The organism is Silvania sp., assembly GCF_051656365.1.
Taxonomy (GTDB): Bacteria; Pseudomonadota; Gammaproteobacteria; order Enterobacterales; family Enterobacteriaceae; genus Enterobacter; species Enterobacter hatchlandensis.
Map to the genome: position 1 here is coordinate 51802 of NZ_JBOGBT010000106.1, position 20259 is coordinate 72060.

Genomic DNA, 20259 nt, shown 5'->3' on the forward strand with positions numbered 1-20259 from the left:
AGAATTTTCATAAAAAGTGTGAGGCGTGTTGAATTTTTCGATCCGCCTCTCACCGTGATTCAGCTTTCAATGGGATCAACATCAAGTACCCACTTCACTTTTCGCGCGTCTGGCAGGGTATTGATCAGCGTCAGCGCGCCACTAACGATATGTTGCAGACGAACCCGCGAAGGATGCTGCAGCAGGATTTGCCAGCGGTAGCGCCCCCCACGTTTAGCGGCCAGCGCCGGAACCGGGCCTAAAATCCACAGCTGATTATCCACCAGCGGGCTGGCCTGCAGCAGATTGCGCAGCTGCTGGAGAAACAGCGGTGCCTGCTGGTTGTTGTGATCCTCGGCGCGGATAATCACATGGCTGGTCCACGGCGGGAGCTGCAGGGTCTGCCGTTCCGCCAGCGCCTGGTCGGCAAAAGCGTCGTAGCCTTTATGCAGCAGCGTTTGCAGCAGGGGATGATCCGGATGGTGAGTTTGCAGCACCACTTCACCCTGTTTACCCGCGCGCCCGGCCCGGCCCGCCACCTGGGTGTAGAGCTGGGCGAAGCGTTCTGCGGAGCGGAAGTCGGCAGAAAACAGCGCCCCGTCAACGTCCAGCAACGCCACCAGGGTGACATCCGGGAAGTGATGGCCTTTCGCCAGCATCTGGGTGCCAATCAGGATGCGCGCACCGCCGCGGTGCACTTCCGCTAACTGCTGCTCAAGAGCACCCTTGCGGCTGGTGGTGTCGCGGTCAATGCGCGAGATCGCCACGCCAGGGAAGAAGGGCGTCAGCGCATGTTCCAGCTGCTCGGTGCCCAGCCCGACCGGCACCATATGGGTGGAGCCGCACGACGGACACTGACGCGGCACCGGGCGTTGGCTGTCGCAGTGGTGGCAACGCAGATGATGCTGGGCCTGATGCAGGGTGTAGTAATGATCGCAGCGCGGGCATTCGGCAATCCAGCCACAGTCGTGGCACAGCAGCGCGGGGGCAAAGCCGCGGCGGTTCAGAAACAGGATCACCTGGTTGTTGGCCTGCAGATGCTGGCGCATGCGGGTGATGAGCGCCGGGGCCAATCCGGCCTGCACCTGCTGGCCTTTCAGATCCAGCACATGCTGAATGGCCGGACGCGCATTGCCCGCCCGGCGGGTGAGGCGCAGCAGATGGTATTTGCGCTGCTGTACGTTATGCAGGGTTTCCAGCGCTGGGGTGGCGGAGCCAAGAATAATCGGGATCTGCTCGCTGTGCGCGCGGTACACCGCCAGGTCGCGGGCGTGATAGCGCCAACCCTCCTGTTGTTTGTAGGAGCTGTCATGCTCTTCGTCGATCACGATCACGCCCAGATTTTTAAAGGGTGTAAACAGCGACGAGCGGGTACCAATTACAATCGCCGCCTCACCATTTTTGGCTTTCAGCCAGGCGCTGAGACGTTCGCTGTCATTTAACGCGGAGTGCAGTACTTCCACCGGGGCATTAAAGCGCTCGCGAAAGCGGGCGATAGTTTGTGGCGTCAGGCCGATCTCCGGCACCATTACCAGGGCCTGTTTTCCCTGCGCGAGCACATTTTCCAGCACGCTCAGATAGACTTCGGTCTTGCCGGAACCGGTCACGCCCGCCAGTAGCCAGGCAGAGAAACGGTCCGAGGCGCTGTGGATAGCGCCAACGGCGGTGGCCTGCTCGGTATTCAGACGCAGACGATCGCCCGACACCGCAAAGCCGTCGCGCCAGTCGGTCAGCGCGGGTGCTTCGCAGGCCAGTTCGCTCAGCCCTTTTTTACGTAAGCCCTGCAGCGCCGCGTCGTTAAAATCGAGGGCTTCAACCTGATGCCGCCAGATCCGCCCCTGACGCAGGGCCGCCAGTGCCTGCTGCTGTTTCGGGGAGCGTTTCAGGCTGTGAATGTCGACGGCTTGTCCCTGCTCGGTGGCAAACCAGTACCACACCGGCGCATGGCTGGCGTTTTTGCCCTGGCGCAGCAGAATGGGTAACGCGTGAAACAGCACGTCGCCAATGGGATGGTGGTAATAGTCGGCCGCCCACAGCAGCAAACGCCAGACGCTTTGTGAGAAAACCGGTTCGCTGTCCATCACCTCAATAACGCTTTTCAGCTCAGTGATCGGCAACTCGCTTTTCTCGCTGACCGCGACCACCACGCCCACGCGCTGCTGCTTGCCAAACGGCACGTTCACGCGACAGCCCGCTTTGGCCTGTATACCGTCTGGCAGCAGGTAATCAAAGGTGCGGGGAAGCGGAACGGGAAGGGCAACGTGAACAACGGGCATCGAATCTTCCTGACTTGAAAAGTGGCGCGTTAGTATACACATTAGTTGCTGGCGGCGTGCTGATCAGTTTGCATACACAAATCTTATTCTGTATGATTCGCCGCCTTTGATGCGCTTTTTGTCGCGTCAGAGTACATACTATTAACATCGCGTGGTGTCTGGCGTTAGGGCTGGAAGAGCGACGCGGCCTTAACTGAGGTTCTCCCCATGAAAAAAGATATTCATCCTAAATACGAAGAAATTACTGCAAACTGCTCTTGCGGTAACGTGATCACCATCCGCTCTACCGCGGGTCACGATCTGAACCTGGACGTGTGCGGCAAATGCCACCCGTTCTACACTGGTAAGCAGCGTGACGTTGCAACCGGTGGCCGTGTTGACCGCTTCAACAAGCGTTTCAGCATCCCGGGCGCTAAATAAGCTACCCGAAAAAAAGGCGCCGAAAGGCGCTTTTTTTGTTTCTGCACACTGTTCCCCAATGATAATTACCCATCTCCGTATTAAATATATTCACGCCAGTTATATCTCCTCCAAAGGTGAGGTCTGTCTTTATATTCTTTAACTCTCTGCCAGCATGCAGGCGCAAATGGCAAAAAACAAAAGGTTTCCCTCGCTGCGTAAAACTACACTGCGCGCGCCATACATTTTAATTCGTATTGCGTAACTTGTTTTTTTACAGGACGGCATCTTTCTTATTCAGGGAACTTTTTATAATGAAAAGATTTTTATTACTGCTTCCATTAGTATCCTGCATGGTGCAGGCCGGTTATGTCGATTACCGTCATGAGTATTATGACGATGGGCGTAATTATGACCGTGTCTATATGTCACACCGCTTCGCCACCGGCTTTGGCGTCGCCGTCGAGGCCGTGTCGCGCTCCGATAACAGCCAGTCCAATGATGCGCTGAATAACATGGAGAGTAACAGCAATGAATACACGGCAAGCTATCAATTTAGCTGGCAGAATTTTATCTGGCAGCCGGGTGTCGCCATTGAAATGGGCGATGATATGGCGATCTATAAACCTTATCTGCGGGTGCAATATAATATCGATGAGCGCTGGTGGGCAGCCTTTCGTTATCGCACGGAATATACTCGCCGCAACGCGGACGGGAAAGATGACCGTATGGTCTATCGCCCGGATAGCCTGGATCGGATATAACGTTAATGACTGGATGTTTGAGCTGAACGGTATTTATAAGTTTGCCGACAGCGAGAACCTTTATAATAATAAAAAAGAAGATTATGAATATAACGGTAGGGTGGCATATAAAATCGGTTCATGGGTGCCGTTCGTTGAGGTGGGTAACGTCTCTTCGGGCTATAACACGGCCACCTCTTCAGATCGTCAGACGCGTTATCGCGTCGGTTTAGGCTACAACTTCTAAGGATCTATCCCGCTGAGTAACCCCAGCGGGACTGAACGGTGAGGGCGACACATTTTTGCCTTCGCCGTCTTAGTATTCCCACGTATCCGGGTCGATACCCAGCTCACGCATGATCACCTTCGCTGCTTCCGGAATTTCATCACTGCGCTCTTTGCGCAGGTCTTCATCGTTTGGCAACGGTTGACCGGTAAACGCGTGCAGGAACGCTTCGCACAGCAGCTCGCTGTTGGTGGCGTGACGCAGGTTATTCACCTGACGACGCGTGCGTTCATCGGTGAGGATCTTTAACACCTTCAGAGGAATGGAAACCGTAATTTTTTTTACTTGTTCACTCTTCTTACCGTGCTCAGCGTATGGGCTGATATATTCGCCGCTCCATTCAGCCATGAGATACCTTAATCCTCTTTGTCATTAATATGAGGCCGCCACCGCAGCGCTTCGCAGGGTTTCGGGCCATAATCGGGCGTAGTTTACCGTAGAGACGCGGCCGTGACACGGATATTGCCTCTGAGGTCTGCGCTAAAGCATATAATTTTAACGGCTATTTACGCATTGCTCAATCTATACGCAAAGAAGTTTAGATGTCCAGATGTATTGACGTCCATTTAATCAGTGTTTACATTGGTGCCTGACTTTTCATCCATTAAGCCAGGAAGCCTTCACCATGACGCGTAAACAGGCCACCATCGCAGTGCGTAGCGGATTGAATGATGACGAACAGTACGGCTGCGTCGTCCCACCGATCCACCTCTCCAGTACCTATAACTTCACCGGATTTAATGAACCGCGTGCGCATGACTATTCGCGCCGTGGCAACCCTACCCGTGACGTCACCCAGCGGGCGCTGGCGGAACTGGAAGGTGGCGCAGGCGCGGTGATGACCAATACCGGGATGTCGGCCATCCACCTGGTGACCACCGTTTACCTGAAACCCGGCGATCTGCTGGTAGCTCCGCACGACTGTTACGGCGGCAGCTACCGCCTGTTTGATAGCCTGGCGAAGCGCGGTTGCTATCGCGTGCTGTTTGTCGATCAGGGTGATGAACAGGCGCTGAAACAGGCGTTGGCCGAAAAGCCGAAGTTGGTGTTAGTCGAAAGCCCAAGCAATCCATTGTTACGCGTCGTGGATATTGCGAAAATTTGTCAGCTCGCAAGGGATGCGGGAGCGATTAGTGTGGTGGATAATACCTTCCTCAGTCCGGCGCTTCAGAACCCGCTGGCGCTGGGTGCGGATCTGGTGTTGCATTCATGCACCAAATATTTGAACGGCCATTCCGACGTCGTTGCGGGCGTGGTGATTGCTAAAGATCCGGACGTTGTCACCGAACTGGCATGGTGGGCGAATAATATCGGCGTCACCGGTAGCGCATTTGACAGCTATCTGCTGTTGCGTGGACTGCGAACGCTGTCGCCGCGTATGGAAGTGGCGCAGCGTAATGCCCAGGCGATTGTTGATTTCCTGAAGACCCAGCCGCTGGTGAAGAAGCTCTACCACCCGTCGCTGCCGGATAATCAGGGACATGAAATTGCGGCCCGTCAACAAAAGGGTTTTGGTGCAATGTTAAGTTTTGAACTGGATGGCGATGAGCAAACGCTGCGTCGCTTCCTCAGCGGGTTGTCACTGTTTACGCTGGCGGAATCCTTAGGTGGAGTTGAAAGCTTGATCTCCCACGCCGCCACCATGACGCACGCAGGCATGGCGCCAGAAGCGCGTGCCGCCGCCGGGATCTCTGAGACGCTGCTGCGTATCTCAACCGGTATAGAAGATTGTGAAGATTTAATTGCCGATCTGGAAAATGCCTTCCAGGTCGCAACCAAGGGGTAATCATGAGTGTGATAGCGCAGGCAGGGGCGAAGGGTCGCCAACTGCACAAGTTTGGTGGTAGTAGTCTTGCTGATGTGAAGTGTTACCTGCGGGTCGCGGGGATCATGGCAGAGTATTCGATGCCGGGAGACATGATGGTTGTCTCTGCGGCGGGCAGCACCACCAACCAGTTGATTAGCTGGCTGAAGTTAAGCCAGACCGATCGTCTCTCTGCGCATCAGGTTCAACAAGCGTTACGCCGCTATCAGAGTGAATTGATCGCCGGTTTACTGCCTGCCAACGTTGCAGATGGCCTGATCAGTACTTTTATTCAGGATCTGGAGCGCCTGGCCGGTTTGCTCGACAGCGGCGTCACCGATGCCGTCTATGCCGAAGTGGTGGGCCACGGTGAAGTGTGGTCTGCGCGCCTGATGTCCGCAGTACTGCAACAGCAAGGTCTGGAAGCCGCATGGCTGGATGCGCGTGATTTCCTGCGCGCCGAACGCGGTGCCCAGCCGCAGGTCGACGAAGGGCTGTCTTATCCGCTGCTGCAACAGCTGCTGGTGCAGCATCCGAATAAACGCATTGTGGTCACCGGCTTTATCAGCCGCAGCAACGCGGGTGAAACCGTGCTGCTGGGGCGTAACGGCTCTGACTACTCCGCCACGCAAATCGGTGCCCTGGCGGGCGTGTCGCGCGTCACCATCTGGAGTGATGTCGCCGGTGTGTACAGTGCCGATCCGCGCAAAGTCAAAGATGCCTGCCTGCTGCCGCTGCTGCGACTCGATGAGGCCAGCGAGCTGGCACGTCTGGCGGCGCCAGTCCTGCACGCCCGTACCCTGCAGCCGGTTTCCGGCAGCGACATTGACCTGCAGCTGCGCTGCAGCTACACGCCGGATAAAGGCTCAACCCGCATTGAACGCGTGCTGGCCTCCGGGACCGGGGCGCGTATCGTCACCAGCCATGACGATATCTGCCTGATCGAATTCCTGGTTCCTTCCGGGCAGGATTTCAAACTGGCGCATAAAGAGATCGATCTGGTGCTCAAGCGTGCCCAGGTTCGCCCGCTGGCGGTGGGGGTGCATCCCGATCGTCAGCTGCTGCAGTTCTGCTACACCGCAGAAGTGGCCGATGGCGCACTCAAAATTCTGGATGAAGCGGGCCTGCCGGGCGAGCTTCGTCTGCGTCAGGGGCTGGCGCTGATCGCGATGGTCGGCGCGGGCGTCACCCGTAACCCGCTGCACTGCCACCGTTTCTGGCAGCAGTTGAAAGGCCAGCCGGTTGAATTTACCTGGCAGTCGGAAGAGGGCATCAGCCTGGTGGCAGTGATGCGTACCGGGCCAACCGAAAGCCTGATTCAGGGGCTGCATCAGTCGCTATTCCGCGCAGAAAAACGTATCGGTCTGGTGCTGTTTGGCAAAGGGAATATCGGTTCTCGCTGGCTGGAGCTGTTCGCCCGCGAGCAAACTACCCTCTCGGCGCGTACCGGATTTGAATTTGTGCTGGCGGGCGTCGTCGACAGCCGCCGCAGCCTGCTGAATTACGAAGGGCTGGACGCCAGCCGTGCGCTGGCCTTCTTTAACGATGAAGCCGTTGAGCAGGGCGAAGAGTCGCTGTTCCTGTGGATGCGTGCCCATCCGTACGATGACCTGGTGGTACTGGACGTGACCGCCAGCGAGCAACTGGCTGCACAGTATCTGGATTTTGCCAGTCACGGTTTCCACGTGATCAGCGCCAATAAGCTGGCAGGTGCCAGCAATACCAATAACTACCGTCAGATCCACGACGCCTTTGAAAAAACCGGTCGTCACTGGCTGTATAACGCTACTGTCGGGGCCGGTTTGCCGGTTAACCATACCGTGCGCGATCTGATCGAAAGCGGCGACAGCATTCTGGCGATCAGCGGCATTTTCTCCGGTACTCTTTCGTGGTTGTTCCTGCAGTTTGATGGCACCGTGCCGTTCACTGACCTGGTGGATCAGGCGTGGCAGCAAGGGCTGACCGAGCCTGACCCGCGCGTTGACCTCTCCGGTAAAGACGTGATGCGTAAGCTGGTGATCGTGGCCCGTGAAGCGGGTTACGACATTGAGCCGGGCCAGGTGCGCGTGGAATCCCTGGTGCCTGCCGGTTGCGAAGAGGGGTCTGTCGATCACTTCTTCGAAAATGGCGACGAGCTAAACGATCAGATGGTTCAGCGGCTGGAAGCCGCGCGTGAAATGGGCCTGGTGCTGCGCTATGTGGCGCGTTTCGATGCCAACGGCAAGGCGCGCGTCGGCGTAGAAGCCGTACGTCCGGAACACCCTCTGGCGGCGCTGCTGCCGTGCGATAACGTCTTCGCCATTGAAAGCCGCTGGTATCGCGACAACCCGCTGGTGATCCGGGGTCCGGGTGCGGGCCGGGATGTCACCGCCGGGGCCATTCAGTCCGACATCAACCGTCTGGCGCAGCTGCTGTAATACCCCTCACCCTAACCCTCTCCCCAAAGGGGAGAGGGAATAGTCGTCCCCATCCTGAACTATTTTCATCTTCCCTGAGCATTCCTCACCGTCAATGATGATATTTTCAGTTGACGCCAGTCCGCTTTTCCGTCATTTTTACATCTGGACGTCTAAACGTATAGAAGTTCGAAACATAACAAACAACGACACGCGATTGATGAGGTAAGGTATGAGCTTTTTTCACGCCAACCAGCGGGAAGCCCTGAATCAGAGCCTGGCTGAAGTAAACGGCCAGATTAACGTCTCTTTTGAATTTTTCCCGCCGCGCACCAGTGAAATGGAGCAGACCCTGTGGTCCTCTATCGATCGCCTGAGCAGCCTGAAACCTAAATTTGTCTCGGTGACCTACGGCGCCAACTCCGGTGAGCGCGACCGTACGCACAGCATCATTAAAGGCATTAAGGATCGCACTGGGCTGGAAGCCGCACCGCACCTGACCTGCATCGATGCCACCCGTGATGAGCTGCGAACCATCGCCCAGGATTACTGGAACAACGGCATCCGCCACATTGTTGCCCTGCGTGGCGATCTGCCGCCAGGCAGCGGTAAGCCAGATATGTACGCCACCGACCTGGTGACGCTGCTGAAAGAGGTGGGCGACTTTGACATCTCCGTGGCGGCTTATCCGGAAGTGCATCCGGAAGCGAAAAGCGCCCAGGCGGATCTGCTCAACCTCAAGCGCAAAGTAGATGCCGGCGCAAACCGTGCCATCACCCAGTTCTTTTTTGATGTCGAAAGCTACCTGCGTTTTCGCGACCGCTGCGTCTCGGCAGGCATCGACGTCGAAATTATTCCGGGCATTCTGCCGGTCTCTAACTTCAAGCAGGCGAAAAAATTCGCTGACATGACCAACGTGCGTATCCCGCTGTGGATGTCAAAAATGTACGAAGGGCTGGACGATGACGCCGAAACCCGCAAGCTGGTGGGCGCCAATATCGCGATGGACATGGTGAAAATTTTAAGCCGTGAAGGGGTAAAAGATTTCCACTTTTATACTCTCAACCGCGCCGAAATGAGCTACGCGATCTGCCACACGTTGGGGGTTCGCCCGGGTCTGTAATGGTAAAGCCCTCATTTTGTTGAGGGCCTTTATGTTTCAGCCGAATATCAAAGGTATTAACTATCAAATCTGTGGATTGTTTCAATTATCTCTTGTCCCCGGTGGTGTATATCCTAACGATAAAACCATAACGGGAGCAGAGCGATGAGCATGTCCGACGAGAACCAGAATGCAGGTAAATGCCCTTTCCATCAGGGCAGTTTTGATAAGAGTGCCGGTGCCGGAACCAATAGCCGGGACTGGTGGCCTAAGCAACTTCGTATCGACCTTCTCAATCAGCATTCCGAACGTTCCAACCCGCTAGGTAATGATTTCGATTACCGCAAAGAATTCAGCAAACTCGATTACTCCGCACTGAAAGGCGATCTCAAAGCCCTGTTAACCGATTCACAGCCGTGGTGGCCTGCGGACTGGGGCAGCTATGCCGGTCTGTTCATTCGTATGGCGTGGCATGGAGCAGGCACTTATCGCTCAGTCGACGGTCGCGGCGGCGCGGGCCGCGGGCAGCAGCGTTTCTCACCGCTCAATTCCTGGCCGGACAACGTCAGCCTCGATAAGGCGCGTCGCCTGCTATGGCCGATCAAACAAAAATATGGCCAGAAAATCTCCTGGGCCGACCTGTATATTCTTGCCGGTAACGTGGCGCTGGAAAATTCCGGCTTCCGCACCTTTGGCTTTGGTGCCGGGCGCGAGGATGTGTGGGAACCGGATCTGGACGTTAACTGGGGGGATGAAAAAGCCTGGCTGACCCATCGTGACCCGGAAGCGCTGGCGAAAAATCCTTTATCCGCAACCGAGATGGGACTTATCTACGTTAACCCGGAAGGGCCAAATGCCAGCGGCGAACCGCTGTCGGCGGCGGCGGCGATCCGCGCCACCTTTGGCAACATGGGCATGAACGATGAAGAGACCGTGGCGCTGATTGCGGGCGGCCATACGCTGGGTAAAACGCACGGTGCCGGGGAAGCTACCCATGTGGGTGTCGATCCGGAAGCCGGCTTAATCGAGGCGCAGGGCCTGGGCTGGGCCAGCACCCACGGTAGCGGTATTGGTGCCGACGCGATCACCTCCGGGCTGGAAGTCATCTGGTCCCAGACGCCGACCCAGTGGAGCAACTACTTCTTCGAAAACCTGTATAAATACGAGTGGGTGCAAACCCGCAGTCCGGCAGGGGCGATCCAGTTTGAAGCGGCCGATGCACCAGAAATCATGCCCGATCCGTTTGACCCGTCGAAAAAGCGCAAACCGACAATGCTGGTTACCGACCTGACGCTGCGCTTTGACCCGGAGTTCGACAAAATTTCCCGTCGCTTCCTTAACGATCCGCAGGCCTTTAACGAAGCCTTTGCCCGGGCCTGGTTCAAACTGACCCACCGGGATATGGGGCCGATCTCCCGTTACTTCGGACCGGAAGTGCCAAAAGAAGAGCTGATTTGGCAGGATCCGCTGCCGCATCCGTTCTTCCAGCCGTCGGCAGCAGATATTGAAAGCCTGAAGGTGGACATTGCCGCATCCGGACTGTCAGTCAGCGAGCTGGTGTCGGTGGCCTGGGCGTCGGCATCGACGTTCCGCGGTGGCGATAAGCGGGGCGGCGCGAACGGTGCGCGCCTGGCGCTGGCACCGCAGCGCAGCTGGGATGTGAATGCCGTGGCCGCGCGCGTTCTGCCGGTGCTGGAAAACATTTATAAATCGGCGCACAAAGCGTCGCTTGCCGACATCATCGTGCTGGCGGGCGTCGTGGGCGTCGAAAAGGCGGCGAAAGCGGCGGGTGTGAGCATCAGCGTGCCATTTACCCCGGGACGCGTTGACGCGCGTCAGGATCAAACCGACGTTGAGATGTTTGCCTTTATCGAACCCATTGCGGATGGTTTCCGTAACTACCGCGCCGCGATTGATGTGTCGACCACCGAATCGTTGCTGATTGACAAAGCCCAGCAGCTGACCCTGACTGCCCCAGAGATGACGGTGCTGACCGGTGGCTTACGTGTTCTGGGCGCTAACTTTGATGGCGGCAAGAGTGGCGTCTTTACCGATCGCGTGGGCGTACTCAGCACTGACTTCTTCGTCAATTTGCTGGACATGGGGAATCAGTGGAAAGCCACCGATGACTCGGCAGAGCTGTTTGAGGGCCGGGATCGCGTCAGCGGCGAAGTGAAATTCATGGCGAGTCGCGCTGACCTGGTCTTCGGTTCTCACTCTGTTCTGCGCGCCCTGGCAGAAGTGTATGCCAGCAGCGATGCCAGCGAGAAGTTTGTGAAGGACTTTGTGGCGGCGTGGACCAAGGTCATGAACCTCGATCGGTTCGACCTGCAGTAAAAATGAGCATCCCCGCCTCGGCGGGGATTTTTTTGGGTTATGTGCAGGCCGGATACGTGCAGCGCGGCACCCGGCGGTTTGACTATTCCCACTCCTGCAAAAAGCGCTGACCATACCGATCGGCAACCAACAGCGCCGCGTAAACCTGATCCGGTGTCGCACCACCCGGCATATTGTGGATGGTTTCGCCTTCGGCACAGGAGGCTTGTGCGACGATCTGCATTTTGGCCGGAATATCCGTTTTGATATCCAGCTGCGCCAGGGTGATCGGCAGACCCACGCTGTGACACAGAGCGGCCACGGTTTCGATCTCTTCTACCGACGCATTCTCCAGTACCAGCTGAGTCAGGGTGCCGAAGGCCACTTTCTCGCCGTGGTAGTAATGGTGTGCATCCGCAATGGCGGTCAATCCGTTGTGGATCGCATGCGCCGCCGCCAGCCCACCGCTTTCAAAGCCGACGCCGCTAAGATAGGTGTTGGCTTCAATCACTCGCTCAAGGGCAGGCGTCACGACGTGCTGTTCCGCAGCCAGCATCGCCTTTTCACCCTCTTCGACCAGCGTGTTGTAGCACAGCTCGGCCAGCGCCAGTGCGGCCTGGGTGCATTTCCCGCCCGCCATGGTCGTGGCCCCGCTGCGCGAGCAGGCGCGGGCTTCAAACCACGTCGCCAGCGCATCGCCAATCCCTGCTGCCAGCAGGCGTGCCGGAGCACCGGCGACCACTTTGGTATCGACAATGACCATGTTTGGGTTGCGCGGCAGCATCAGATAGCGATCAAATTCGCCGCTGTCGGTATAGATAACGGACAGGGCGCTGCACGGCGCATCGGTTGAGGCGATAGTGGGCGCGATGGCGACCGGCACATCCATAAAATGCGCCAGCGCTTTGGCCGTATCCAGCGTTTTACCGCCGCCGATGCCGAGGATGGCCTGACAGTCGGCATCTTTGGCCAGCTTGCGCAGCCGGTCAATCTCGTTTTGCGAACACTCCCCGCCAAAGGGGGCAATTTCAACCTGCAGTTCGGCCTGCTTAAAGCTCTGGCGCAGGGTCTCTTCGGCAAAACCGAGCACAAACTTATCGCCGACCACCAGCCAGCGTGCCGCCAGCGGCTGCAGATAATCGCCGAGACGGGTAAGCACATCTGCGCCCTGAATGTATTTACCGGGCGATTGAATAATACGGTCCATAACATGTCTCCCTTAGAGGTTGAGGTTACCAAACGCGTTTTTCCAGTCCTGCTCGAACTTCTCTATGGCTGACTCTACCGCGGGTGTATTGAGCATTTGTTGCGCGATATCTAAAGGAAGCGTGATAGCTTCACATCCGGCGAGCAGGCAGTCCAGCGCCTGACGCGGGGTTTTGAAGCTGGCGGCCAGCACCATGCTCTCCGGCGCGTGCAGCTCCAACAGGCTTTGCAGCTCCTGTACCGTGCGGATCCCGTCTCCGCCCTGGGCATCCACCCGGTTAACGTACGGTGCGACATACTTCGCCCCTGCCAGCGCCGCCAGCAAACCTTGTGTCGCGCTGTATACCGCCGTGCCGAGCGTGGTAATGCCCTCTTTTTTCAGCGCTTTAATGGCGGCAAGGCCTTGTGCGGTCACCGGGATTTTAACCACGATACCGGGGAGGGCGTTGCTCAGACGTTTGGCTTCAGTAACCATGCCCTCTGCATCGCGGCTCAGGGTCTGGGCGAACAGAATGCCGTCCGGACCGATGGCCTGCTGCAGGCGTGGCAGTACTTCCCAGAGGGATTCGCGGCTGGCGGCAACTATGCTCGGATTGGTGGTCACACCGGCGATGGGAAAGATTTTTGCCAGGCGTTCAACTTCCGCCACGTTGGCGGTATCCAGATACAGTTCCATTATTATTCCTTAAGTCAGCATGTCTGAATTAAGGATACGGCGGGGTTGCCAGACGGAGATAGAGGTCAAATTTGTCAAATACTGGACAAATGTAAGGTCCTCAATAAAGTGCGAAGGGGATCACAGTGCTAGTTTTTAGCCGTTAACTGGCTGTGATACTGGCGGCGATATTCCGACGGAGAGCGTTCCGTGTTTTTCCGAAACAGTCGGCAGAAGTAGTTACTGTCAGCAAATCCGCAGGCGTGGGCCACATCTTTTACTTTCAAATCATAACCTTTTAGCAATGCCCTGGCATGCTCCAGCCGCGTGTGATTGAGGTATTCGTTAAAGCCGACAGCGCCGGTTTTCTGAAAAAGATGCGACAGGTAGTTGGGCGAGATATAAAAACCCTGCGCCACGGATTCCCGCGTCAGAGGCGTAGCGTAGTTATCGTCGATGTAGGAGCGAATGGCTTCGAAAAGTGCCTGACTTCGGGATGCGGTCTGGATCTGGCTGCCAAGTAAATCACAGCAATGGCTGAGCAGGCTGGCAATAACGCATCGCGCGGTCTGTTGCTCCTGAGGCTGCATTTGCAGTTCATTGAGCGTTTGTAGCAGGAAAGAGCCGATCCGCGGTCCGCGGCGTGCCACCTGCTGCTTTGCCAGCGTGTGATACGACGTGCCGTCCCACTGAACGACGCTTAAGCCTAACTGCTGTTTGGCAAACAGAATGCTGCAGGTGGTGGCGGGCATGTTCATCTGTGGAGCATTCCAGCCGCCGACGGGCACATAGAGAACATCGCCGGGCATGAGCGTATCGCTGACGGCGGCGTCAGTAAATTCCCCGTCCAGCATAATCTCCAGACGTGGAAAATCGACCCGACAGGCCAGTTCCTGCGCCGGGCTATTGTTGCTGGCGAAGTAAATCTGGCGCAACGGCAGAGTGCCATTAACAAGACGGGAGAGCAGGTGGCTGACGTCGTGATGCATGTTATTCCCTTGCCGGATGCAAACAGGGAAACATTAGCGTCGTTAGTGAAAAAAGGCCACCCTGAATCGGATGGCCCTGGGCGGTGATTATTGATTCCCGGTCTGCTCGCCGTACGGCAGACTATCGTAATCAATCAGCGCATTTTTCTTATATGGATTGCCAATCCAGCGCGTTACCGGGGTGAACTGCGGGCTGGTGACGGCGCGCGTAGGATCGAAGCCGTCATAGCTTAATCCCGCTAAGTCTGACCAGGTGTGGATCAGCTCAGAGCTACTGTACTTACGATCGACGTCCTGGGTGAAGTCGCGTGGATGCGCGGCCTGCCACTTCTCAGATGTCCAGACCAGGAACGGGATGGTGTACATATGACGCGTAGGGTTGTCTTCATTACGGCCCTGGGTTTTATGCGGCGGCGTGTCGTACACCTCTTCACCGTGATCGGAGAAGTACAGCAGGAAGCCGTTCGGATCCGTCGCTTTATAATCCTTAATCAGGCTGGCCACCACATGGTCGTTATAACGGTTGGCGCTGTCGTAATCGTTATAAGACTCCTGTTCATCCTTGCTCAGGCCGGCCGGGTGGTTATCGGTCTTGCCGTCAAAGACGCCCTGGTCTTCCGGATAGCGGAATTTGTACTTAATGTGGGTCCCGAGCAGATGCACGATGATGAACTTCTTCTCTGCCGGATCGGCCATCACCTCTTTAAACGGCGCCAGCACGTTGGTGTCATATTCGCGAGCACTCTGGGTGCGCTGCTGGTTCATATAGAATTGCTTGTCAGTCTGCTTTGAGAAGACCGTCAGCATGGTGTTACGGGCCGTCATCGTCTGCTGGTTGGTGATCCAGAAGGTCTTATATCCGGCTTGCTTCATCATGTTCATCAGCGACGGTTTAGTCAGATACAGGTCCGGGTTCTTCTCGTTGGCAAAAGTCAGCGCCTGCTGCAGGATCTCAATGGTGTACGGGCGAGAGGTCACCACGTTATTGAAGACCGTCAGCTTCGGGTCGCTTTTATGCAGTGCGTCCAGCTCCGGCGTGGTTTCACGCGGATAACCGTACAGGCTCATACGCCCGCGCTGGGTGGATTCGCCGATCACCAGCACCAGCGTGCGTGGCGCATTACCCGAGCTGTCTTTGAAATTCGCCAGCGGTGGCAGGGCATCGTTCTCATTGAGCAGGTTTTTCAGGGACGTCAGCTGCTGACGATACTGATAATACCCGGAGATAAACTGCCACGGGGCCGCAGGCTCCATGCGGGACGCCAGGCCATTAATCGCCTTTTCGAGCGGTTTCTGGTGGATGACGGTGTTCATCACAATCGGGTGCAGAACCAGGCCGTACAGCAGCGCAAACGACACCAGCCAGCGCCACGGCGAAGGGATATACACCGGGCGCAGGCGTGTCCACAGGAAAATCGCCACCGCCGTATAGACCAGCGCAACGAGGATAATCTTCAGGCTGAAGTACTGGCTAAGATATTCACTGGCTTCGTTCGCATTGGATTCAAACATCACGAACAACACGCTCTGCGAAAACTCCTGCCCGTAAATGACGAAGTAGCTCAACGCCGCCAGCGACGCCGCCCACAGCACCACGCCAATGATTGCCGCAATGATGCGTGTACGGTTCGGGAACAGCAGGACCGGGATAAGCCAGAGCGAGCTGAACAGCAGCGAGTCGCGCAAGCCGTTGGTTCCGCTATAGCCGCTGACGCAAATAGTGACCTGGAGTAAAGAGGAGAAAAACCAAAAAAAGAGGAGCGCCCATCCCAGGGCTTTCCAGCTAAACGCGGGTTTAGTCTGCGATGTTGAGGATTGCATAGTCATAGCCTGTCTTAGAACTTAGTCGCCAAACGTAGCGACTTAACCTTAAGGGAACCTGAAGCAGCACGATCTAAGTCGATTTTGCTAATGAGAACCGTTTAAGAAAATTAAAGAGAAGCGGGAATATATTGAATTCGAATCATTTATGACAGGAATATTTCAAATTACCCTCGCACAGGCGTACGAGGGTCATCGGGATAACAATTAGCCGGTGTTACGCATGCCTGCCGCAACGCCCGCAATAGTCACCATCAGCGCTTGTTCAACGCGTGGATCCGGCTCCAGGCCTTCCTCTTCCGCTTTACGCGAACGGTGCAGCAGCTCAGCCTGCAGGACGTTCAGCGGATCGGTGTAGATGTTACGCAGCTGGATAGACTCGGCAATCCACGGCAGATCGGCCATCAGATGGGAGTCGTTGGCGATATCCAGTACTACCTTGATGTCACCTTCCAGCAGCTCACGCAGCTCGGTACCCAACGCCCACAGCTCTGGTTTCACCAGGCGCTGATCGTAATATTCCGCCAGCCACAGGTCGACTTTCGAGAACACCATCTCCAGCATTCCCAGACGGGTGGAGAAGAACGGCCAGTCGCGACACATGGTTTCCAGTTCGTTCTGCTTCCCGTCGTCTACGACTTTTTGCAGTGCGGCACCGGCACCCAGCCAGGCCGGGAGCATCAGGCGGTTTTGCGTCCAGGCGAAGATCCACGGAATGGCGCGCAGAGACTCTACGCCGCCGGTCGGACGACGTTTTGCCGGACGCGAGCCGAGCGGCAGTTTGCCCAGCTCCTGCTCTGGCGTGGCCGAGCGGAAGTAAGGCACGAAGTCTTTGTTTTCGCGTACATAGCCACGGTACAAGTCGCAGGAGATATCCGACAGCTCGTCCATGATGTGGCGCCAGGCGTCTTTTGGCTCCGGCGGCGGCAGCAGGTTTGCTTCCAGAATCGCGCTGGTGTAGAGCGACAGGCTGCTGATGGTCACTTCCGGCAGACCGTACTTGAAGCGGATCATCTCGCCCTGCTCGGTGACGCGCAGGCCGCCTTTCAGGCTACCTGGTGGCTGGGAGAGCAGTGCCGCATGGGCTGGCGCGCCGCCGCGACCGATAGAGCCGCCGCGACCGTGGAACAGGGTCAGTTCAATACCCGCTTTTTCGCAGGTTTTGATCAGCGCGTCCTGCGCCTGGTACTGCGCCCAGGAGGCAGCCATCACGCCTGCGTCTTTCGCGGAGTCAGAATAGCCAATCATGACCATCTGTTTGCCCTGAATAAAGCCGCGATACCAGTCGATGTTCAGCAGCTGGGTCATCACGTCGTTGGCGTTATTCAGGTCGTCGAGGGTTTCGAACAGCGGCGCAACCGGCAGGGCGAAGGTGATCCCGGCTTCTTTCAGCAGCAGATGAACCGCCAGCACGTCGGACGGCGTTTTCGCCATTGAGATCACGTAGGCCGCCACCGATCCTTTCGGCGCATCGACGATCGCTTTGCAGGTGTTGAGCACTTCGCGAGTTTCTTCGCTCGGTTCCCAGCTGCGCGGCAGGAGTGGACGCTTGGAATTCAGTTCGCGGATCAGGAAGGCCTGTTTGTCGGCTTCTGACCAGCTTTCGTAGTCACCAATGCCAAGGTAGCGGGTCAGCTCGCCCAGCGCTTCGGTGTGGCGGGTGCTTTCCTGGCGCACGTCGATGCGCACCAGCGGTACGCCGAAACACTTCACGCGGCGCAGGGTATCGAGCAGCTCGCCGTTAGCGATAATGCCCATGCCGCATGCCTGCAGCGACTGGTAACAGGCGTACAGCGGATCCCACAGCTGCTCGTTCTGGCTCAACAGGCCTGCCGGCTTCGGCAGACGCTGGCCTTTCAGACGGGCTTCCAGCCACGCCTGGGTTGCCAGCAGCTGGCCGCGCAGGTTTTTCAGCAGGAAGCGGTACGGTTCGGTGGCACCGGCTTCACCCACCAGCTCAAGCAGTTCTGGAGTGGCGTCAACCATCGACAGCTCAGAAATCAAAATCTGAATGTCTTTCAGGAACAGGTCAGTCGCTTTCCAGCGGCTCAGCAACAGAACGTGGCGCGTGATGTCGGCAGTGACGTTCGGGTTACCGTCGCGGTCGCCGCCCATCCAGGAGGTGAAACGCACCGGCACAAAATCGACCGGCAGGCGATAGCCGAGGTTCTCTTCCAGCTGTTCGTTCAGCTCGCGCAGGTAGTTAGGTACCCCTTCCCACAGGCTGTTTTCCACCACCGCAAAGCCCCATTTGGCTTCATCAACCGGGCTTGGGCGATGCTTGCGGATTTCGTCGGTGTGCCATGACTGGGCAATCAGCTGGCGCAGACGGCGCATAAGCTGGTTACGTTCGTAGTCAGCAATCTCTTTGTTATCGAGCTGCTTCAGACAGTTGTTCACTTCACCCATTTTGTGGATCAGGGTGCGGCGGGTAATTTCGGTCGGGTGGGCGGTAAGCACCAGCTCCAGTGACAGGGACTCCACCGCTTTTTTAATGGTGGCTTCGTTAAGATCGGGCTGGTCTTTCAGTTTTCTGAGCGTCTGGGCAATCACTTCCGGGTTGCTGGCACCTTCACCTTTTGGCGAAATGCTGTGGTACTGCTCGGCGGTATTCGCAAGATTCAGAAACTGGCTAAAGGCACGGGCAACCGGCAGCAGCTCGTCGTTAGAGAGATTCTGCAAGGTGGTGAGCAGCTCCTGACGATTGGCTTCGTTACCGGCACGGGAAGATTTGGACAGCTTACGGATTGTTTCAACGCGATCGAGAATGTTCTCTCCCAACGCATCCTTAATGGTATCTCCCAGCACTTTGCCGAGCATACTGACATTACTACGCAACGCGGAATATTGTTCGTTCATAAAAACCCAATCACCCCATCATTTTTGTTTATGCCCAGTCGGAAATCTGTTGGACATTATTTTGTCATCTCCCTTTATAAAGCCACGTAAAACCCCCGTCGTCAATTGCTGCGAAAACGGTTCAGCAAACGAATAAATGCGGGCAATTTACGAAATTTAATTCACTTCGCGTCAGATAAGAGATGCTTATGGGAATGTGATGGGGATCGCGAGATTTTCCTCCTCTCCGCAGAGAGGAGGAAACACGTTAGTGCCAGCAGAAGTGATGTACAACCTGGGTAATTAACTCGCGCGTCGGCTTAATAAAGCGCGTTTCCAGGTATTCATCCGGCTGGTGGGCCTGATTGATGGAGCCCGGGCCCAGCACCAGCGTCGGGCATAGAGTCTGAATAAACGGCGCTTCGGTGCAGTAGTTCACCACGTCGGTTTTTTCGCCGAGCAGTTTTTCCACCACTTCCACCAGCTGGTGGTCCGGCGGGCACTCGTAACCAGGGATCGGTGGATGCAGATCGGACACCGTCAGGCGGCCCGGCCAGCGTTCGCTGACCGGTGCAAGCGCTTCGGTCAGTAAGCCATTCAGGTCGCTCAGCGTCATGCCCGGCAGCGGACGGATGTCCATGTGCAGTTCGCAGCAGGCGCAGATGCGGTTCGAGGCATCGCCGCCGTGCAGGCTCCCGAGGTTTAACGTCGGGTAGGGGACGGTGAACGAATCGTGGTGATAACGTTCTTTCAGCGTGTCGCGCAGCTGCATGATGTGGCCGATGGCATCGTGCATCAGCTCAATGGCGTTCACGCCGCGGGCCGGATCGCTGGAGTGGCCGGACTGACCCAGCACGCGTACTGCCGTCGAGATATGACCTTTATGCGCCCGAATCGGCTGCAGCGAGGTCGGCTCGCCAATGATCGCGCAGTCCGGACGAATCGCGGTGTTTTCAGAGAAGTAGCGCGCGCCGGCCATGCTGGTCTCTTCGTCGGCAGTGGCCAGAATATAGAGCGGCTTTTTCAGCGTTGTCACGTCGACGTCACGCAGCGCGTCGAGGATAAAGGCGAAGAAGCCTTTCATGTCGGCGGTGCCCAGCCCGTACAGCTTGTTGTCATGTTCGGTCAGGGTAAACGGATCGCGGGTCCAGCGGCCATCGTCGAAGGGTACGGTATCGGTATGCCCGGCTAACAGCAGGCCGCCTGCACCCTCTCCGGTACTGGCGAGCAGGTTAAATTTATTACGGGTTCCAGGAACAGGTTGAACCTCCACCTTAAAGCCGAGATCGCTGAACCAACCTGCCAGCAGATTGATTAAAGTCTCATTACTCTGATCCAGCGCTTCTTCCGTTGCACTGATCGACGGCGTGGCAATCAGGGCGCGGTAAATCTCGATAAATGGCGGTAAATTCATTTTCATTGTTGACATACCTTAGGTCGTGATAGTAT

13 protein-coding genes and 1 pseudogene are annotated in these 20259 nt (G+C 56.7%); 6 read left to right on the forward strand and 8 right to left on the reverse strand.

All coding sequences use genetic code 11. The annotated features are described in order from the left end of the window. Positions 1-59 precede the first annotated feature (59 nt). Positions 60-2255, reverse strand: a complete 2196-nt coding sequence (gene priA / locus ACRDD5_RS21100) for a primosomal protein N' (RefSeq protein ID WP_438677899.1) — start codon at positions 2253-2255, stop codon at positions 60-62. A gap of 207 nt (positions 2256-2462) precedes the next feature. Between priA and rpmE the strand changes: the two genes are divergently transcribed. Further along, a complete protein-coding gene (gene rpmE, locus ACRDD5_RS21105; protein ID WP_271266271.1) occupies positions 2463-2675 on the forward strand; it encodes a 50S ribosomal protein L31 in 213 nt (70 codons plus the stop codon). Between the two features lie 293 nt (positions 2676-2968). Further along, positions 2969-3644: pseudogene (locus tag ACRDD5_RS21110) on the forward strand (oligogalacturonate-specific porin KdgM family protein). A 69-nt stretch (positions 3645-3713) separates the two neighbouring features. Here the strand turns inward: ACRDD5_RS21110 and metJ are convergent. After that, positions 3714-4031, reverse strand: coding sequence for a met regulon transcriptional regulator MetJ (metJ, locus tag ACRDD5_RS21115; RefSeq protein WP_015960995.1), 318 nt, complete (start codon positions 4029-4031; stop codon positions 3714-3716). Between the two features lie 277 nt (positions 4032-4308). Between metJ and metB the strand changes: the two genes are divergently transcribed. The 4 genes from metB to katG all read left to right on the forward strand — a co-directional run bounded on the left by metB (position 4309) and on the right by katG (position 11322). Then, entirely contained in the window at positions 4309-5469 is a 1161-nt protein-coding gene (gene metB / locus ACRDD5_RS21120; protein ID WP_271281450.1) for a cystathionine gamma-synthase, read from the forward strand. A 2-nt stretch (positions 5470-5471) separates the two neighbouring features. After that, complete coding sequence (locus tag ACRDD5_RS21125; protein WP_438677900.1) at positions 5472-7904, forward strand: bifunctional aspartate kinase/homoserine dehydrogenase II; 2433 nt, start codon at positions 5472-5474, stop codon at positions 7902-7904. Between the two features lie 211 nt (positions 7905-8115). Beyond that, positions 8116-9006: a methylenetetrahydrofolate reductase gene (gene metF, locus ACRDD5_RS21130; protein WP_271281452.1), complete on the forward strand. Its 891-nt coding sequence runs from the start codon at positions 8116-8118 to the stop codon at positions 9004-9006. A 144-nt stretch (positions 9007-9150) separates the two neighbouring features. Continuing rightward, positions 9151-11322, forward strand: coding sequence for a catalase/peroxidase HPI (gene katG / locus ACRDD5_RS21135; RefSeq protein ID WP_271281453.1), 2172 nt, complete (start codon positions 9151-9153; stop codon positions 11320-11322). A gap of 82 nt (positions 11323-11404) precedes the next feature. On the opposite strand, the gene gldA is transcribed toward katG, so the two are convergent. The 6 genes from gldA to argE all read right to left on the reverse strand — a co-directional run bounded on the left by gldA (position 11405) and on the right by argE (position 20230). Then, the gene (gldA, locus tag ACRDD5_RS21140) at positions 11405-12508 is read right to left on the reverse strand and encodes a bifunctional L-1,2-propanediol dehydrogenase/glycerol dehydrogenase (RefSeq protein WP_438677901.1); all 1104 of its coding nucleotides are present in this window, start codon (positions 12506-12508) and stop codon (positions 11405-11407) included. A gap of 12 nt (positions 12509-12520) precedes the next feature. After that, positions 12521-13183, reverse strand: coding sequence for a fructose-6-phosphate aldolase (gene fsa / locus ACRDD5_RS21145; RefSeq protein ID WP_438677902.1), 663 nt, complete (start codon positions 13181-13183; stop codon positions 12521-12523). Positions 13184-13311: 128 nt separating this feature from the next. After that, positions 13312-14151 (reverse strand): helix-turn-helix transcriptional regulator, encoded by an 840-nt coding sequence (locus tag ACRDD5_RS21150; RefSeq protein ID WP_438677903.1) that lies wholly within the window; start codon positions 14149-14151, stop codon positions 13312-13314. 87 nt (positions 14152-14238) lie between these two features. Next, positions 14239-15972: a phosphoethanolamine transferase CptA gene (locus tag ACRDD5_RS21155; protein WP_438677904.1), complete on the reverse strand. Its 1734-nt coding sequence runs from the start codon at positions 15970-15972 to the stop codon at positions 14239-14241. Positions 15973-16179: 207 nt separating this feature from the next. Continuing rightward, positions 16180-18831 (reverse strand): phosphoenolpyruvate carboxylase, encoded by a 2652-nt coding sequence (ppc, locus tag ACRDD5_RS21160; RefSeq protein ID WP_438677905.1) that lies wholly within the window; start codon positions 18829-18831, stop codon positions 16180-16182. Between the two features lie 247 nt (positions 18832-19078). Then, on the reverse strand, positions 19079-20230 hold the full coding sequence (gene argE / locus ACRDD5_RS21165) for an acetylornithine deacetylase (protein ID WP_271281459.1): 1152 nt from the start codon (positions 20228-20230) through the stop codon (positions 19079-19081). Positions 20231-20259: the final 29 nt, after the last annotated feature.

What these genes read in the sequence shown, in the direction of transcription:
- ppc (WP_438677905.1), bottom strand. Translation starts at nt 18,831, where the DNA reads ATGAACGAACAATATTCCGCGTTGCGTAGTAATGTCAGTATGCTCGGC.
- ACRDD5_RS21155 (WP_438677904.1), bottom strand. Translation starts at nt 15,972, where the DNA reads ATGCAATCCTCAACATCGCAGACTAAACCCGCGTTTAGCTGGAAAGCC.
- priA (WP_438677899.1), bottom strand. Translation starts at nt 2,255, where the DNA reads ATGCCCGTTGTTCACGTTGCCCTTCCCGTTCCGCTTCCCCGCACCTTT.
- ACRDD5_RS21125 (WP_438677900.1), top strand. Translation starts at nt 5,472, where the DNA reads ATGAGTGTGATAGCGCAGGCAGGGGCGAAGGGTCGCCAACTGCACAAG.
- metJ (WP_015960995.1), bottom strand. Translation starts at nt 4,031, where the DNA reads ATGGCTGAATGGAGCGGCGAATATATCAGCCCATACGCTGAGCACGGT.
- rpmE (WP_271266271.1), top strand. Translation starts at nt 2,463, where the DNA reads ATGAAAAAAGATATTCATCCTAAATACGAAGAAATTACTGCAAACTGC.
- katG (WP_271281453.1), top strand. Translation starts at nt 9,151, where the DNA reads ATGAGCATGTCCGACGAGAACCAGAATGCAGGTAAATGCCCTTTCCAT.
- fsa (WP_438677902.1), bottom strand. Translation starts at nt 13,183, where the DNA reads ATGGAACTGTATCTGGATACCGCCAACGTGGCGGAAGTTGAACGCCTG.
- gldA (WP_438677901.1), bottom strand. Translation starts at nt 12,508, where the DNA reads ATGGACCGTATTATTCAATCGCCCGGTAAATACATTCAGGGCGCAGAT.
- metF (WP_271281452.1), top strand. Translation starts at nt 8,116, where the DNA reads ATGAGCTTTTTTCACGCCAACCAGCGGGAAGCCCTGAATCAGAGCCTG.
- metB (WP_271281450.1), top strand. Translation starts at nt 4,309, where the DNA reads ATGACGCGTAAACAGGCCACCATCGCAGTGCGTAGCGGATTGAATGAT.
- ACRDD5_RS21150 (WP_438677903.1), bottom strand. Translation starts at nt 14,151, where the DNA reads ATGCATCACGACGTCAGCCACCTGCTCTCCCGTCTTGTTAATGGCACT.
- argE (WP_271281459.1), bottom strand. Translation starts at nt 20,230, where the DNA reads ATGAAAATGAATTTACCGCCATTTATCGAGATTTACCGCGCCCTGATT.